General features: G+C 62.5%; 14 protein-coding genes. 4 read left to right on the top strand and 10 right to left on the bottom strand.

Annotated elements, in window-relative coordinates; all coding sequences use genetic code 11:
- The first annotated feature begins 44 nt into the window (after window positions 1-44).
- On the top strand, window positions 45-953 hold the full coding sequence (locus AC07RO_RS16010) for a LysR family transcriptional regulator (protein ID WP_282372017.1): 909 nt from the start codon (window positions 45-47) through the stop codon (window positions 951-953).
- On the opposite strand, the gene AC07RO_RS16005 is transcribed toward AC07RO_RS16010, so the two are convergent.
- From AC07RO_RS16005 to AC07RO_RS15960, 10 genes are all read right to left on the bottom strand, one after another.
- Window positions 939-1,685 (bottom strand): substrate-binding domain-containing protein, encoded by a 747-nt coding sequence (locus tag AC07RO_RS16005; RefSeq protein ID WP_244655981.1) that lies wholly within the window; start codon window positions 1,683-1,685, stop codon window positions 939-941. The genes AC07RO_RS16010 and AC07RO_RS16005 overlap by 15 nt on opposite strands.
- 41 nt (window positions 1,686-1,726) lie before the next feature.
- On the bottom strand, window positions 1,727-3,025 hold the full coding sequence (locus AC07RO_RS16000) for an MFS transporter (RefSeq protein WP_495086523.1): 1,299 nt from the start codon (window positions 3,023-3,025) through the stop codon (window positions 1,727-1,729).
- Window positions 3,026-3,216: 191 nt separating this feature from the next.
- A complete protein-coding gene (locus tag AC07RO_RS15995; protein ID WP_495086522.1) occupies window positions 3,217-4,092 on the bottom strand; it encodes an EthD domain-containing protein in 876 nt (291 codons plus the stop codon).
- A 94-nt stretch (window positions 4,093-4,186) separates the two neighbouring features.
- Window positions 4,187-4,426 carry a hypothetical protein gene (locus AC07RO_RS15990; RefSeq protein ID WP_346629064.1) on the bottom strand — a complete coding sequence of 80 codons (240 nt, stop codon included), beginning with the start codon at window positions 4,424-4,426 and terminating at the stop codon, window positions 4,187-4,189.
- 33 nt (window positions 4,427-4,459) lie between these two features.
- Window positions 4,460-5,254 (bottom strand): NYN domain-containing protein, encoded by a 795-nt coding sequence (locus tag AC07RO_RS15985; protein ID WP_495086521.1) that lies wholly within the window; start codon window positions 5,252-5,254, stop codon window positions 4,460-4,462.
- Window positions 5,255-5,373: 119 nt separating this feature from the next.
- Window positions 5,374-6,303: a 2-hydroxyacid dehydrogenase gene (locus tag AC07RO_RS15980; RefSeq protein WP_495086520.1), complete on the bottom strand. Its 930-nt coding sequence runs from the start codon at window positions 6,301-6,303 to the stop codon at window positions 5,374-5,376.
- Window positions 6,284-7,648 carry an MFS transporter gene (locus AC07RO_RS15975; protein ID WP_495086519.1) on the bottom strand — a complete coding sequence of 455 codons (1,365 nt, stop codon included), beginning with the start codon at window positions 7,646-7,648 and terminating at the stop codon, window positions 6,284-6,286. The genes AC07RO_RS15980 and AC07RO_RS15975 overlap by 20 nt, the downstream gene beginning before the upstream one ends.
- 1,058 nt (window positions 7,649-8,706) lie before the next feature.
- Window positions 8,707-9,156, bottom strand: coding sequence for a thiol-disulfide oxidoreductase DCC family protein (locus AC07RO_RS15970; RefSeq protein WP_495086518.1), 450 nt, complete (start codon window positions 9,154-9,156; stop codon window positions 8,707-8,709).
- The gene (locus AC07RO_RS15965; protein WP_495086517.1) at window positions 9,153-10,148 is read right to left on the bottom strand and encodes an aldo/keto reductase; all 996 of its coding nucleotides are present in this window, start codon (window positions 10,146-10,148) and stop codon (window positions 9,153-9,155) included. The genes AC07RO_RS15970 and AC07RO_RS15965 overlap by 4 nt, the downstream gene beginning before the upstream one ends.
- A 66-nt stretch (window positions 10,149-10,214) precedes the next feature.
- Entirely contained in the window at window positions 10,215-11,846 is a 1,632-nt protein-coding gene (locus AC07RO_RS15960) for a methyl-accepting chemotaxis protein (RefSeq protein ID WP_495086516.1), read from the bottom strand.
- A 410-nt stretch (window positions 11,847-12,256) separates the two neighbouring features.
- Between AC07RO_RS15960 and AC07RO_RS15955 the strand changes: the two genes are divergently transcribed.
- The 3 genes from AC07RO_RS15955 to AC07RO_RS15945 all read left to right on the top strand — a co-directional run bounded on the left by AC07RO_RS15955 (window position 12,257) and on the right by AC07RO_RS15945 (window position 15,403).
- A complete protein-coding gene (locus AC07RO_RS15955) occupies window positions 12,257-13,168 on the top strand; it encodes a LysR family transcriptional regulator (protein WP_495086515.1) in 912 nt (303 codons plus the stop codon).
- A gap of 106 nt (window positions 13,169-13,274) precedes the next feature.
- Window positions 13,275-14,468, top strand: a complete 1,194-nt coding sequence (locus AC07RO_RS15950; RefSeq protein ID WP_192173519.1) for a CaiB/BaiF CoA transferase family protein — start codon at window positions 13,275-13,277, stop codon at window positions 14,466-14,468.
- Window positions 14,465-15,403: a hydroxymethylglutaryl-CoA lyase gene (locus AC07RO_RS15945; protein WP_495086514.1), complete on the top strand. Its 939-nt coding sequence runs from the start codon at window positions 14,465-14,467 to the stop codon at window positions 15,401-15,403. The genes AC07RO_RS15950 and AC07RO_RS15945 overlap by 4 nt, the downstream gene beginning before the upstream one ends.
- Window positions 15,404-15,415 lie beyond the last annotated feature (12 nt).

The following is a 15,415-nucleotide window of genomic DNA, read 5'->3' as shown; positions in this document are numbered from 1 at the left end:
GCCTTACCATTGATGCCCGTCTACGATCAAAGCGACGACATGCCGTGAACATCAACTTCGACCTCAATGACCTTCAGGCTTTTCGTGCGGTGGTTGAAAAGCAGGGCTTTCGCCGGGCGGCCGAGTCCATCCGCATCACCCAGTCGGCGCTGAGCCGCCGCATCGAAAAGCTTGAGTCCGCCTTGGGGGTCAAGCTGTTTGAGCGGACCACGCGAAAGGTCTCGTTGACCAACGTCGGGCGAGCGTTTCTGCCCCAGGTCGAACGTCTCCTGGACGATCTGGATCTGGCGCTGCTCAGCATCGGCGACGGCGGCGCCAACCGCAGGGGCACGCTGACCGTGGCCTGCGTACCGTCTGCGGCCTACTATTTTCTGCCCCATGCGATCCGTAGCTTTCACGGGCAGTACCCGCTGATCAACATCAGGCTGATCGACGTTTCGGCCAACGAAGTCAGTGCAGCGGTGGCGTCAGGGGAAGCCGATTTCGGGGTGAGTTTCACCGGCAACCTGGCACCGGAAATCGAGTTCAGTCCGCTGCTCGAAGAGCACTACGTGATTGCCTGCCGCCGCGACCATCCGCTGGCCGTCCTCGACACCGTCACCTGGACCCAGGCGTGCGAACACGACTGCATTACGCTGGATAAATCTTCGGGCAATCGTCTGGTGCTGGATCGCGCGCTTTCCGGTTTTCAGCCGGGCAGGAACAGCGTCTGCGAAGCACGCCACGTGACGACGGTGCTTGGCCTGGTCGAGGCGGGGCTGGGCATTGCGGTGGTGCCGTCCATTGCGATGCCGATCTCTGCCCACCCGATCCTGGCCAAAGTGCGGCTGGTGGAGCCGGAGGTGATCAGGCAGATGGGCGTGCTGAAACGCCGCGGACGCACATTGACGCCCGCGGCACTGGAGCTGGAGCAGCGGATTCGCGCGCTGCCCGGGACGTTACCGCGGGACTGAGTCCAGGCCGGTCTCGCGAATGCTCGCCTGGGCGTCGGGGGATGACAAAAACTTCAGCAGCTCCTTCGCTTCAACGGGGTGATCGGCATTTTTCGGAATCCCGGCGGCATAGCGGGTCACCGATTGCACGTCTTCCGGAATCTTGCCGACAAAGGTCACGCCCGGGATCGGCAACAACTCGGCGACCTGCTGGAAGCCCAGCTGGTAGTCACCCTTGGCCACAACGGAGGCCACCGGAATGCGCTCGATCATCTTGCTTTTGGGCGCCAGCTGCGGCTGAACGCCGAGCTTCTTGAACAGCTCTTTCTCGATGTAGACGCCGCTTGCGCTGTCTGAATAGGCCACTGACTTGGCCGCCAGCAGGGTGTCTTTCAGTTCAGCATCGGTGCCGATGGCAGGTTTGTCGGCGCCGGCCTTCACTACCATGCCGATGCGCGAGTCCGCCAGTTCCACACGCGAGGCGGCGTCGACTTTGCCCTGCTTGATCAAATCATCCAGTGCGTAACCCACCATGATCACCACGTCGGCGTGCTCGCCGCGACTCAATCGGTTGGGGATGGCTTCTGCCGCTTTGCCCATCGACGGGCCGAGCACCGTTTTCAGCGTGTTGCCGCTGTGCTCTGCGTATTGCGGCCCCAGGTGTTGATAGGCGGCAGTGAAGCCGCCCGAGGTCATGACGGTCAGCGCTTCGGCGTAGGCAAGGTTGCCGTAGGCGCAACTGGTCAGCGCCATCACGCAGAGGGGTTTTAGTAAAGAGTTCATGACAGGGTCCTTCAAGCAGTGGCAAGTGACTGAGTGGCGAGACGGCGGTACAGCACCAGCGTCGCGGTAAAGGCGCACAGGGCGGCGAAGATCATCCAGTAGGCCGGCGCGGCCTTGTCCCCGGTCAGGTGAATGAGCCAGGTCGAAACAGCCGGCGTGAAGCCGCCGAAAATTGCTGTCGCCAGGCTGTAGGCGAGGGAGAAACCGGCCACGCGCACCTCCACAGGCATCATTTCCGTGAGTGCGGGAATCATCGCGCCGTTGTAAATGCCGTAGAGAAACGAGAACCACAGCAGCACTTCGAGCATGTGGGCAAAGGTCGGCGCCTGGGCCAGGAATGACAGCGCGGGATAGGCCGTCAGCAGCGTCAGCAATGACATCGCCAGCAGCAGCGGCTTGCGCCCCAGTCGGTCACTCAGGGCGCCGCCGACGGGCAGCCAGAAGAAGTTCGACACCCCCACCAGCAGCGTCACGATCAGCGCATCACTGGTACTGAGCTGCAGCACCGAGCGGCCGAAGGTCGGTGCGTAAACGGTGATCATGTAAAAGGCGGTGGTGGTCATCGCCACCATCAGCATCCCGAGGATGACAACACTGGCGTTGCCGAGGAGGGTTGCGAACACTTCCTGCATCGTCGGGCGGTGTTTGCGCGTGGTGAATTCTGCGGTTTCTTCAAGGCTGCGGCGCAGCAGGAAAATGAACGGGATGATCAGGCAGCCGACGGCAAACGGAATGCGCCAGCCCCATGCCGACAGCTCGGTCGGGGCAAGCCATTGATTGAGGCCGTAACCCAGGGCGGCGGCGACAACGATGGCCACTTGTTGGCTAGCCGATTGCCAACTGGCGTAGAAACCTTTGCGCCCCGGCGTTGCCATTTCGGCGAGGTAGACGGACACGCCGCCCATCTCTGCGCCTGCGGAGAATCCCTGCAGCAGCCGTCCGAGCAAGACCAGCGCCGGTGCCCACAGGCCGATCGTGGCGTAACCCGGCACCAGGACGATCAGCAAGGTGCCACTGGCCATGATCGCCAGCGTCACGATCAGACCGCGACGGCGGCCGACATCGTCGATGTAAGCGCCCAGCAGCACGGCGCCCAGCGGCCGCATCAAGAACCCTGCACCGAAGACAGCGAACGTCATCATCAACGAGGCGAACTCGTTGCTGGCGGGAAAGAAAGCGGAGGCGATCTGGGTGGCGTAGAAGCCGAAGAGGAAGAAGTCGAACTGTTCAAGAAAGTTTCCGGAGGTGACCCGGAAGACCATTCCTGCCCTGGACTTCCCGGAGGAGGTCTGGCTTGGCGGTTGATGCATGTTGTTCTCCAGCGTTTTTTTTGAGTTTGTAAGCGCTTGTAACTGGAGATTCTGTGGCAATTTTCAGACGACGATAATCGTTATTTTTTCATCCTTTGATGCATGGATCGGATCAATTGCGAGGTCGTGGCGGGTGCTCACAGGCTGGAAAGGCGTCGGCAGCCGTGGTCTACGGCCGCCGACCGGAATTGTCAGCGGGACTGTGTGCCTTTGAGCATCAGCTCTTCAACATCCGGCTGAACCTGATTCACCGCGCCCAGGTATTCAATCAGCTCGGCTGCCCGACTGCCGCGCAATCCTGCGGTGGTCAGGGACTTGTCGCGCACGTAGGTGTAGAGCCCGGAAACGGCGAACGTCTTGAGCTGAGCAATGTGCTTCGACTGTTCAGGCAGGGTGTTCTGGAACACGTCGCTCTGGAAAAAACGACGACGTGCCAGTGGCGACTTGAACGCGATTTCCATCACGGCCAGTTCGGCGCGGGCCGGGTTGGCAAAGTGCGCGACGTTGGGCGCAGGTGGGTGCTGGCCATCGTTCTCGAAGGGTTCGCAGAGGTGCATACAGACTTTCACCACTTCATCGGACGCTGCCAGCAGCGGTCCCAGATCTGACTTCAGGTACGCGTGCAGCTGCGCCAGGGTTTCCCGCGGGTTGAAGTGGATGTGAATACGGTCGAAGGTGTCGGTGCCGTTGAACCGCTCATCCGCCAGCGAATTGGTCAGCGTCAGCGAGCCTTGGGGCAGGGCGTAGGCCAGGGTTTCGTCGAACATGTTCTGCTCGTCGGAAAACAAAATCGGGCTGGCCTCTTGAAACTGCTTCTGGTCCGCAGCGGACTCGAAACCGATCTCCACCCCACCGTCCAGTTCGTAATCCTGAATCTCGCTGATGCCCTCGGCGAGGGGCCAGAGGTGAGCATCCTGCTGCCGGGAAAAGTGGTGCTGGATGTACAAGCCAAGGCCCGGAAGCCGCGAGCACAGCGGGCCGTGGACGTCGCGCCAGTAATGGGCGAATACGTCATGGGGCACGCGCTCCCGTCGTTTGACGGTGGTGTAGCTGTTGATCTCGATCATGGGGCACCTGTCAGTCGGGAAATGTTCAGTCGTAGTGATCGGATGCAGGTGCCGCTGCAGGGTTCAACGTTTTTACCGGACGTCGTCGGCAGGCCTACTCGGAAGCGACCTGGGTGACGCGAATGTCCGTCAGCCCGAGGTGGCCGGCCTGTTCGATGATTTCATCCGGTTCGGCATCGGCGTTGGGCATGATCAGGCTGTTTTCGCTGTCGCCGAAATGCAGCTCAAGCAGGTGCATCGCGGCGTCGCTCGCTGACAGTTTCGGCTGATTCAGGTCGAAGCGATGATTGCGGGGTTCAGCGTTGAAGCGGTAGTCGACTGAATAGATGGGCATGCATAGCTCCATAGATGAGAAACGCTGGTCGGGTTACTTGCCGTTTTGTTTGTGCCTGACGTACATCACCGCCGTGCCACTGGACGCGGGTCTGGCTTGCAGCTCGAACGCCTGCGGGTAGCCCTTGATCAGGTCGCTGAGCTTTTTGTAGCCATGGGTGCGCGGGTCGAATTCCGGTCGCAGCTTGGTGATGTTGGTGCCGAGGGCGCCGAGCTGCACCCAGCCATCTTCGTCGGCGATGTCGTCGAGAATTTTTGCGATGAAGCTGATGGGCGCTTTGGGCCGTTTTGCCGTCTCGGTCGCTGCGGGTTTGGCCATTTCTGACTGCGCGGGAGCGTCGAGCGTTTGCTCTGCGCTGGCGGCGGCAATCACCTCTTCGCGGAGCAGTTCGATGTAGATGAATTTGTCGCAGGCCGCCACGAACGGTCGCGGCGTCTTCTCTTCTCCGAAGCCAATCACGGTCAGGCCCTCTTCGCGCAGTCGCGAGGCCAGGCGAGTGAAATCGCTGTCGCTGGAGACCAGGCAGAAGCCGTCGAAGCGGCGCGTGTACAGCAGGTCCATGGCGTCGATGATCAGCGAGCTGTCGGTGGCGTTCTTGCCTTTGGTGTAGGCGAACTGCTGAATGGGCTGAATCGAGTGGTCGAGCAGGACCTTTTTCCAGCCGCCGAGCTGCGGCCCGGTCCAGTCGCCATAGATGCGCTTGACGCTGGCGACGCCGTATTTGGCGATTTCTTCGAACAGGCCTTCGACGATGGCGGCGGGGGCGTTGTCTGCATCGATCAGAACGGCGAGGTGTTTTTGAGCGTGCCTGGAGGGGTTGGTGGCCATGGATCTTCCTTGGCAGGGGAAAGCCACACCTTACCTGCAAATCCTCATCGCAAACAGGCAACCCATTCTGTCTGCTGCGGGCTCGGTTGTTCGATCAGCGAGCCGCTGGCGACGTCGGACTAGTCCGGCACGGGCGTGGGCAAGTCTGTGCCGCTGTGCCAGGCGTGGAGGTTGGCCATGACCAAATCGGACATCGCCTGCCGGGTGTCCCACGTGGAGCTGGCCATGTGCGGGGTGAGCAGGACGCCGTCCAGATCAAGCAGTGCAGCGGCGGGGTGGGGCTCGTTTTCGTAGACGTCCAGCGCCGCGCCCGCCAGACGACCTTCGGCCAGGGCCTTTGCGAGGGCGTTTTCGTCGACCACGCTGCCACGGCCGACGTTGATCAAATAGCCCTTCGGTCCCAGCGCCTCCAGCACCTGCGCGTCCACCAGATGATGGGTGCTGGCGCCGCCACCGACGGCGACGACGAGAAAATCCACCGCCGCAGCCAGTTCAAGCGCCGACGCGTAATAGGTGAACTCGACGTCCTGAGGCCGGCGCCCGGTGTAGGCGATCGACATGTCGAAGCCTTGGGCGCGACGGGCGATGGCAGCACCGATGCGGCCCAGACCAATGATGCCCAGTCGCGACCGGCTGACCTTGCGGCTGAAGGCGATGGGGCCATCTGCCCAGGCGCCCGAGCGGGTGAAACGGTCGGCCACCCGCAGGTTGCGCGCGATGCCCAGCATCAAGGCCATGGCGAAATCCGCCACGTCTTCGGTGAGCACATCGGGGGTGTGGGTGACGCGGATGCCACGTTCCCGCGCCGCCGCCACATCGACGCCGTCGTAGCCCACGCCGAACACGGCAATGACTTCCAGCGCAGGGAGGCTGTCGATCAACTGGCGGCTAACGGTGGATTCGCCATTGGCGACCATGGCGCGGATGTCGGCGGTCGATTCGTCGACGCCGGTGCCGTCCTGATCGGCTTCCACTACCTCGTAGGTCACGTTGAGCGCGTCATCGAGCATGGCCGGCAAACGGGCGATTTTAAGGAGCCTTGGCTTCATCTAAACCTCTTGGGACAGGCGCAGCAGCGGGAGCAGTTGCGCGGGCGGTGACCGGTGCGGCACGGGGCGCGCGGGTCAGGAACAGTCCCAGCACACCGCCAGCGACCAAAGCTGCGGAGACCAGCAGCAGCGCGTAGTCGTAGCTTTGCGTGGCGTCCTTGATCCAGCCCATGACGGGCGGCAGGCCAAGGCCGGCGATGTTGGCGATGGAGTTGATCAGCGCGATGGACGCCGCAGCGGCAGCACCCGACAGGTATTCGGTGGTGGTCGCCCAGAACACCGGCGTGGCGGCCCAGTTCAGACCGACCGCCACCACCAGCAAGCCGTAGGCCAGCCACGGGTTGCTGGTCCACACCGCCAGCGCCAGCAGCACACCGGCCGCCATGAGCGGCAGCGCCAGGTGCCAGCCGCGTTCGCCCTTGCGGTCGGAATGGGTGCCGTTGAAATACATGAACACGCAGGCAAACAGGAAGGGCAGCGCGGACATGACGCTGACGGTGAACGACTCCTGGCCGGACACCGACTTGACGATCAGCGGCAGGAACAGCGTGATGCCGATGGTGCCGAACGCCTGAAACAGCCAGAAGAGACTCAACAGCCAGACCTGACGGCTGCGAAACGCGGTCTGCCAGGCGGCATGGTGGGAGATCGGCGAGCTCGCTTGCTCGGCCGCAATGGTGCGGCTCAGCCATTCCTTCTGATCGGCGTGCAGCCAGTGGGTGGTCTGCGGCGAATCCGGCAGGTAGCGCAACACAACGATCCCGAGGATCACCGCCGGCAGGCCTTCCAGCAGAAACAGCCAGCGCCAGCCGCTGACGCCGAAATACCCGTCCAGGTGCAGAAATGCGCCCGACAGCGGCAGGCCGATCACCGACGCCAGCGCGGCGCCGATGTAGAAGAGCGACATGGCTTTGGCCCGATCGGTCTTCGGGTACCACTGCGACAGGTAGTAAATGATCCCCGGCGTAAAACCGGCCTCGGCGGCGCCCAGCAGCAGGCGCATGCCGTACAGCTGGTTGGCGCTCTGCACGAACGCCATGCCCGCCGCGACGATGCCCCAGGTGATCATGATCCGCGCAATCCAGCGCCGCGCGCCGACCCGCGTGAGGATGACGCTGCTCGGGACTTCGAGAAGGATGTACGTCAGAAAGAACAGGCCCACGCCGATGCCATACATGCGAGCGGTCAGGCCCAGCTCGGCATTCATCTGCAACGCGGCGACGGAGATGTTCGACTTGTCGATGTACGCGACCATGTACAGCAGCATCAGGAAGGGGATCAACTTGAGGTTGAGGCGCTTCATGGTGCTGGCGTGCAGGCCCGAATCCATTAATGGCTGGGGCATGGGATTTCCTGTTGTTTTTATATAAGGAGCTGCGGGAAGCGAAGACGTCCCACCATAGACGACATATTCTGATACCTCAATATGTGATTATCAGTCCCATATAGTGGGATTTCTCTAGGTGAGCTGACTCGAGATCTCGAGCCATGCTCTAAAGGTGTTGGAGTCAGCTTGCTCACGAACGGGCCGGGGCATTGGGCCACTTTCTCTGCGTACTGAAGATAGCCTTCGCGAGCAACCTCGCTCCCACAAGATCGCGGAACGGCTCGAGATTTCGAGTGATGGGCAAGGCGTGTGGGAGTGCTCCCACGGGATCGCGGAACGGCTTGGGATTTCGAGTCATGCACATGACCTGTGGGAGTGAGCTTGCTCACGAAGGGGCCGGTACATTGGGCCACTTTCTCCGCGGACTGAAGATAGCCTTCGCGAGCAAGCTCGCTCCCACAAGATCGAGGAACGGCTTGAGATTTCGAGTGATGGACAAGACGTGTGGGAGTGCTCCCACGGGATCGCGGAACGGCTTGAGATTTCGAGTCATGCGCAAGGCGTGTGGGAGTGAGCTTGCTCACGAAAGGGCCGGGACATTGGGCCACTTTCTCCGCGGACTGAAGATAGCCTTCGCGAGCAAGCTCGCTCCCACACGATCGCGGAACGGCTTGAGATTTCGAGTCATGCGCAAGGCGTGTGGGAGTGAGCTTGCTCACGAAAGGGCCGGGGCATTTGGTCACTTTCTCTGCGGACTGAAGATAGCCTTCGCGAGCAAGCTCGCTCCCACAAGATCGAGGAACGGCTTGAGATTTCGAGTCATGCGCAGGACCTGTGGGAGTGAGCTTGCTCACGAAAGGGCCGGTACATTGGGCCACTTTCTCCGCGAACTGAAGATAGCTTTCGCGAGCAAGCTCGCTCCCACGGGATCGCGGAACGGCTTGAGATTTCGAGTCATGCGCAAGGCGTGTGGGAGTGCTCCCACGGGATCGCGGGATGACTTGAGATTCCGAGCCATGCGCAAGACGTGTGGGAGTGAGCTTGCTCACGAAGACGGCATTTCAGCCGCTGAAGATTTAGCGGTGGTTGAGGGCGTTCTTATTCAGAAAGCGGCCCGGATGATCCGGGGCAGGCAAGCGACACGCGTCATAACGGCCAAACAGCTGGTAGCGGTTCAGCGCGATCTTGTCGTACAGCCAGTCGCGCAACACCCTCGGGAACATCCGCGCCATGAGCAGCCAGTGCCACCGCGCGGGCAGGTGGGCCAGGATCTTGAACATCGCGTCCGAACGCACATAAAAGCGGTCGTTTTCCACCAGCACGATGGTGTTGAAGTTGTCCTGGGGCAACCCGGCCCATTTCAGCAGCGCCTGACCCTCGGGCGACTGCACGGCCGCCAACGTCAGGCGGTGCTCGCGGTCCTGGCTGATGATGAAGGTCGCCCAGCCATTGCACAGCTTGCAGGTGCCGTCGAACAACACGACGGCCCGGCCGGTGGCAAGCCCGGAGTTACCGTTGGGCTTCACGCGAAACCCGTGACAGCATGGGGAACGTAAGGCGCTTCAAGGCGTTTCACTTCATCATCGCTGAGCACCAGTTCCAGCGCCGCGATCGCATCGTCCAGGTGGTGCGGCTTGGAGGCACCGACAATCGGTGCCGACACGCCCCGCTGGGCCAGCACCCAGGCGAGCGCGACCTGCGCCATGGGCACGCCGCGCTCGCCGGCAATCTGCTCGACCACATCAATGACGCGGCCGTCCTCGACTTCCGTCGCCTCGTAAAACGACTGGCCAGAGATGTCGGTTTTCGTGCGTTCGGTCTGCTGACCGTGGGGCCGGGTGAGCCTGCCACGGGCCATTGGGCTCCAGGGCATCAGGCCGACGCCCTGATCCAGGCACAGCGGAATCATCTCGCGCTGTTCTTCGCGGTACACCAGATTGAGGTAGTTCTGCATGGACACAAAGCGGCTCCAGCCATGGGCGACCGCGACCTGCTGCGCCTTGGCGAACTGCCAGGCGAACATCGACGACGCGCCGATGTAGCGCGCCTTGCCGGCCCGCACCACGTCGTTCAGCGCTTCCATGGTTTCTTCAATGGGGGTGTGATAATCCCAGCGATGAATCTGGTACAGGTCGACGTAATTGGTGCCGAGCCGGGTCAGGCTGGCGTCGATGTTCGCCATGATGGCTTTCCTCGACAGGCCCTGTTCGTTCGGTCGCTTGGAGCCTTCCCACATATTGGCCGGAAAAAACACCTTGGTCGCGATGACGGTTTCTTCGCGACGGGTGAACTCCTTGAGCAGCTTGCCGACGATGATTTCCGAGGTGCCCGCCGAATAGCTGTTGGCCGTGTCGAAGAAGTTGATGCCTTGCTCGACGGCATGTTTGATGATCGGCCGGCTGGCGTCTTCGTCCAGCGTCCACGGATGCGTGCCGGCATCCGGGTCGCCAAAGGTCATGCACCCCAGGCACAGCCTCGACACGTCCAGACCCGTGGAACCCAGCTTTACAAACTTCATGCTTTACCTCCGAAATCATCTGATGCCGCCAACAGGCGGCTCAGTGTTGCGATTCCGCGGGTGCCATTAAGTTCTGAATTGCATCACCAGACCGTTCAGGCCCACCGCCAGTTGTGACAGTTCGTTGCTCGCCGCCGAAGTCTGATGGGCGCCGGCAGAGGTCTGCAGTGACAGGTCGCGGATGCTGGTCAGGTTGCGATCGACTTCCCGGGCGACCTGGGCCTGTTGTTCAGTGGCGGTGGCGATGCTGACGTTACGCTCGTTGATCAGCACGATGGCGGTTTTGATTTCGGCGAGGGCACGACCGGCGGCACCGGCCACGTCCAGGCTGACCCGGGCGCGCTCGCTGCTCTGGCCCATCGCGGTGACCGCCTTGTGTGTGCCGCCCTGAATCGAGTCGATCATCTTTTCGATCTCGGCGGTGGACTGCTGGGTGCGGTGGGCCAGGGCCCGCACTTCGTCGGCCACCACCGCGAAACCACGTCCGGCTTCGCCTGCGCGGGCCGCTTCGATGGCCGCGTTGAGGGCGAGCAGATTGGTCTGATCGGCGATGCCGCGGATCACGTCCAGTACGCCGCTGATGTTCTGCACTTGGCCGGCCAGGCCATTGATCTCATCCGCTGTGCTGCCGACCGAGTCATGCAGCTCGTTGATCGCCGAAATGGTTTCGTTGACCCGCAGGCGGCCTTGTTCCGCCGAGTCGCTGGAATCCCGCGCCGCCGTCGAGGCCAGGGAAGCGTTGTGGGCGACTTCTTCCACCGCTGCGCTCATCTGATTGATGGCCGTGGCGGCCTGATTGATTTCGTCATTCTGACGCTGAACCCCGCGCAGGGAATCTTCGGTCACGGCGGTCATCTCTTCGGAAGTCGAGGCCAGCTGATTGGACGAGTGGCCGAGCTCCGAGAGGGTGTGGCGCAGGTTCTGTTGCATCACCGACAGCGCTTGCAGCAGGCGGCCCGGCTCATCGGAACCGTCCACTTGAATCGGCTTGCTCAGGTCGTTGGCAGCGATGTTCTCCGCGACGGCCAGGGCCTTGGCGATGGGCGCGACCAGGCTGCGGGTAAACAGCGCAGCCAGCGCGAGGGTGGCAGCGAGGGCGATCACGATGGCGCCAATGATGACATCGCGGGACTGAGCGTAACTTTCATCTGCCGCGACATCCGAGTCCTGCATTTTCTGGTTGCCCAGGTCGGCGATGGTCGCGATGTCCTTGGCGAGGGCGTCGGCCGCGCGGGTCTGTTCCCCGGACGGTTCGGTCAGCGAAACGATAATGTCATCCCGTTTCTGCGCCACGGCGTCGAGAAAGCGCGTGTGCACGGCGAGGTAGGCCTGCATGTCGCGCTCCATCTCGCGGTAGGCGTTCAGGCCACGCTCGGTGATCAGCAATGACCTCAGGCCCTGCACGTCTTTCTCCAGTTCGGCACGGCCCTGACTGACGCGCTTCATGGCGGCGTCGGTGCTGGCGGGGCTTTGTGCGGCGCGCAGGCTGGTGTTGCCGAGGCGGATGGTCAGCAGGTCATTTTTGATGTCGGCGATGGCGAGGAGGGTGGGCAGCACGTTGTCCTGCAGGGCGTCGCGGGCGTCTTTCAGTCTGGACGATTGCATCAGTGAGAACAGTCCGACGGCGGCGATCAATACGGCGAAAAAGCCGAAGCAGATCAGCGAGCGGGGAGCAATGTTGAGGCGTCTGAGGTTCATCTGGGGGCTGTCCGTAGAAAGAGGAATCCCCCTGTTATCGACCTGAATCGGTTCAGCTTGATGGCGGATTATCCTCTTTTTGGCAGAAATGCAGTGTCTGGGACATCCTTTTGGATGGATGCGGTTGCCGTCGCAGGCTCGGCCGGCAACCCCGTTATGTCAGCCTCGTGTCGGGAAGGCCTCATTTGTCTCGACGTAAATGGATGGCGCACACGCTGGCATATTCCCGGCTAAAGCCGGTCCCACTAGCACAGCGCGTATCGATAGTGGGACCGGCTTCAGCCGGGAAGGCGTCGGACGTCACGCCCCGAAATTGATGGTGCTCGCGCTGGCCCATTGCCGGCTGAAGCCGGTCTCACCAAGCAGCAGCGCGTGTATGCTTTCGGCCGCACCCTGATCGAGTACGTCCCATGCTCCATAAAAACCTCATCCGTCGACTCGACCTGATTACCCTCAGGCTGTTCGTTGCGGTGTACGAAGAAGGCACCCTGACCCGGGCGGCGGCGCGCGAGGCGATTGCGGTGTCGGCTGCGAGCAAGCGGCTGATGGAGCTGGAAGAAGTGCTCGGCATTGGCCTGTTCCTGCGCAATGCCAAGGGCATGCTGTTGACCGCAGCAGGCGAGACGATGCTGCACCATGCCCGGCGGATGCTCTCCGATCTGGAAAAAATGGGGCTTGAACTTGACGAGCACCTGCAGGGCATGCGCGGCTATGTGCGGATGCTGGCCAACCTCTCGGCCATCATTCAGTTCTTGCCGGAAGACCTGCACGCCTTCGTGGCCACTCATGAGTTGGTCAAAGTCGATCTCGAAGAGCGGCCCAGCAACGGCGTCGTGCAGGGCTTGGTCGATGGTGTCGCGGACATCGGCATCTGCTCTGAAGACACCGACACTCAGGGCCTTCACAGCGCACCGTATCGCCGCGACGAACTGGTCGTCGTGATGCGTGACGATCACCCGCTGGCCGGGGAGCAACAGGTGGCGTTCGAGGACACCCTCGGCAGTGACTACATCGGCTTGCACGCCGCCAGCTCCATCAACATGCGTACCCAGAACGCCGCTCGCGCCCACGGCAGGCCGCTGCGGGTGCGCATCCACGTGCCGGGTTTCGACGCCATGTGCCGGATGGTCCAGGCCGACATGGGCATCGGCGTACTGCCGCGCAAGGCGTTCGACCTGCTCGGTCCGTCGCTGGGCCTCAGGGCCGTAGGCTTGAGCGATGCATGGGCCCGGCGCACGCTGATTCTGGTGGTGCGCGACACTGCGGCACTGTCGCCGGTCAGCCAGTTGCTGTTCGAGCATCTGCAGCGCCACGGAGGCTAAGCGTTCGCGTTTTGCGAACGGTCGTTGCCAACTGACGGTTGGATTTGCCGAACCCCGTTCCTCTAGTCTTGGCGACAAATTCCAAGAAAGACTCGAGGTAACCGCTATGACAGGCCCCCTTCAAGGCGTGCGCGTCATTGAAATCGGCACGCTGATCGCTGCACCCTTTGCCGCCCGTCTGCTGGGCGAGTTCGGTGCCGAGGTGATCAAAATCGAATCCATGGGGCAGGGTGATCCGCTTCGTAAATGGCGAAAGCTGCACGAAGGCACTTCGCTGTGGTGGTACCTGCAGTCGCGCAACAAAAAGTCCCTTTCCCTGAACCTCAAATCCCCCGAAGGCATCGACATCGTCAAGCGGCTGGCTGAAAGCGCGGACGTGCTGATCGAGAACCTGCGGCCCGGAGCCCTGGAAAAACTGGGTCTGGGTTGGGACGTGCTCCACGCGCTGAACCCCAAACTCACCCTCGTGCGCATTTCCGGCTACGGTCAGTCCGGCCCGTACCGCGACCGTCCCGGGTTTGGCGCCATTGGCGAAGCCATGGGTGGCATCCGCTACACCACCGGCACGCCGGGCTCGCCACCGGCGCGGGTCGGGGTCAGCCTGGGCGATTCGCTGGCGTCGATGCACGCGGTGATGGGCGCGCTGATGTCGCTGTTGCGGGTCAAGACCGGCCAGGGCGATGGTCAGGTGGTCGATGTGTCCCTGGCCGAAAGCGTGTTCAACGTCATGGAAAGCCTGGTGCCGGAATACGACATGCTTGGCCACGTCCGTGAGCGCAGTGGCGGCGCACTGCCGGGCATTGCGCCGTCCAACACTTACCCGACCGCCGATGGTGCCTACGTGGTCATCGCCGGCAACAGCGACCCGATCTTCAAGCGCCTGATGCAGACCATTGGCCGCGCCGATCTGGCCGAGGATCCCGAGTTCGCCCACAACGACGGCCGCGCCGCCCAGAGCGACATGCTCGACGGGGCGATCAGCGCGTGGTCGTCGGCCTTGCCCATCGACAACGTGCTCAAGGCGCTTGAGGCGGCCGAGGTGCCGGCGGGGCGGATCTACAACGTCGCGGACATCGTCGCCGATCCTCACTACCAGGCGCGCGGGATGATTCTCGACGCCGATCTGCCGGGCGGGGCCACGGTGAAGATGCCGGGCATCGTGCCGAAACTCTCGGAAACCCCAGGCTCGGTGAACTGGCAAGGCCCTGCGCTGGGGCAGCACACTGACAGTGTGCTCGGCGAGCTGGGCATGAGCGCCGATGACATTGCGCAGCTCAAGCACAGTGGGGTGGTGCAATGATCACCGACTTTTCCCAGCGCCTGATCGTGCAGGAAGTGTCGCCGCGCGACGGCTTGCAGATCGAGCCGACCTGGGTGGACACCGCTGACAAGATCGCCTTGATCGACCAACTTTCTCTCGCCGGTTTCAGCCGAATCGAAGCCGGTTCTTTTGTTTCCCCCAAAGCCATTCCGGCCTTGCGTGACGGGGATGAGGTGTTTCGCGGCATCCGGCGCCAGCCCGGTGTGATCTACGTCGCCCTGATTCCCAACCTGCGCGGTGCCCAGCGGGCCATCGAGGCGGGTGCCGATGAGCTGAATCTGGTGATGTCCGCCAGCCAGACCCACAACCGCGCGAACATGCGCATGGGCTGCGAGCAGTCGCTGGCGGCCTTTGCCGAGGTGGTCGCACTGGCCTCGGGCACTGGGCCTAGCCTGAACGGCTCCATCGCCACCACGTTCGGTTGCCCGTTCGAGGGCCGCATCGATGAAGACCGTGTGCTGCGGATCGTCGATGACTATCTGGCGTTGGGCATGCACGGCATTTCCCTGGCCGACACCACTGGCATGGCCAACCCCCGCCAGGTGTTTTCGCTGGTCCAGCGCGTGCTGACCCGTGTCCCGGCATCGGCGCTGACGCTGCATTTTCACAACACCCGCGGCCTGGGGCTGAGCAATGTCCTCGCCGCTTACGAAGCGGGGGCGCGGCGCTTTGATGCCTCGCTGGGCGGTCTCGGTGGCTGCCCGTTTGCGCCGGGTGCATCGGGGAATATCTGCACCGAGGACCTGGTGAATATGTGCGATGAGATGGGCATCGAGACAGGCGTTGACCTGGCGCATCTGCTCGTCCTGTCGCGCGGTTTACCGGAGCTGCTGGGCCATGAAATGCCGGGGCAGGTGGCCAAGGCAGGGCGCAACCGTGATCTTCACCCGGCGCCGGAAAATCTGCCCGGCTGACGCGGCGCCCGT

It is taken from the genome of Pseudomonas sp. GW821-FHT07F05, from assembly GCF_059418765.1.
This window is presented reverse-complemented; position numbering and strand designations above follow the sequence as displayed.

What these genes read in the sequence shown, in the direction of transcription:
- AC07RO_RS16005 (WP_244655981.1), bottom strand. Translation starts at nt 1,685, where the DNA reads ATGGCGCTGACCAGTTGCGCCTACGGCAACCTTGCCTACGCCGAAGCG.
- AC07RO_RS16000 (WP_495086523.1), bottom strand. Translation starts at nt 3,025, where the DNA reads ATGCATCAACCGCCAAGCCAGACCTCCTCCGGGAAGTCCAGGGCAGGA.
- AC07RO_RS15995 (WP_495086522.1), bottom strand. Translation starts at nt 4,092, where the DNA reads ATGATCGAGATCAACAGCTACACCACCGTCAAACGACGGGAGCGCGTG.
- AC07RO_RS15990 (WP_346629064.1), bottom strand. Translation starts at nt 4,426, where the DNA reads ATGCCCATCTATTCAGTCGACTACCGCTTCAACGCTGAACCCCGCAAT.
- AC07RO_RS15985 (WP_495086521.1), bottom strand. Translation starts at nt 5,254, where the DNA reads ATGGCCACCAACCCCTCCAGGCACGCTCAAAAACACCTCGCCGTTCTG.
- AC07RO_RS15980 (WP_495086520.1), bottom strand. Translation starts at nt 6,303, where the DNA reads ATGAAGCCAAGGCTCCTTAAAATCGCCCGTTTGCCGGCCATGCTCGAT.
- AC07RO_RS15975 (WP_495086519.1), bottom strand. Translation starts at nt 7,648, where the DNA reads ATGCCCCAGCCATTAATGGATTCGGGCCTGCACGCCAGCACCATGAAG.
- AC07RO_RS15965 (WP_495086517.1), bottom strand. Translation starts at nt 10,148, where the DNA reads ATGAAGTTTGTAAAGCTGGGTTCCACGGGTCTGGACGTGTCGAGGCTG.
- AC07RO_RS15960 (WP_495086516.1), bottom strand. Translation starts at nt 11,846, where the DNA reads ATGAACCTCAGACGCCTCAACATTGCTCCCCGCTCGCTGATCTGCTTC.
- AC07RO_RS15955 (WP_495086515.1), top strand. Translation starts at nt 12,257, where the DNA reads ATGCTCCATAAAAACCTCATCCGTCGACTCGACCTGATTACCCTCAGG.
- AC07RO_RS15950 (WP_192173519.1), top strand. Translation starts at nt 13,275, where the DNA reads ATGACAGGCCCCCTTCAAGGCGTGCGCGTCATTGAAATCGGCACGCTG.
- AC07RO_RS15945 (WP_495086514.1), top strand. Translation starts at nt 14,465, where the DNA reads ATGATCACCGACTTTTCCCAGCGCCTGATCGTGCAGGAAGTGTCGCCG.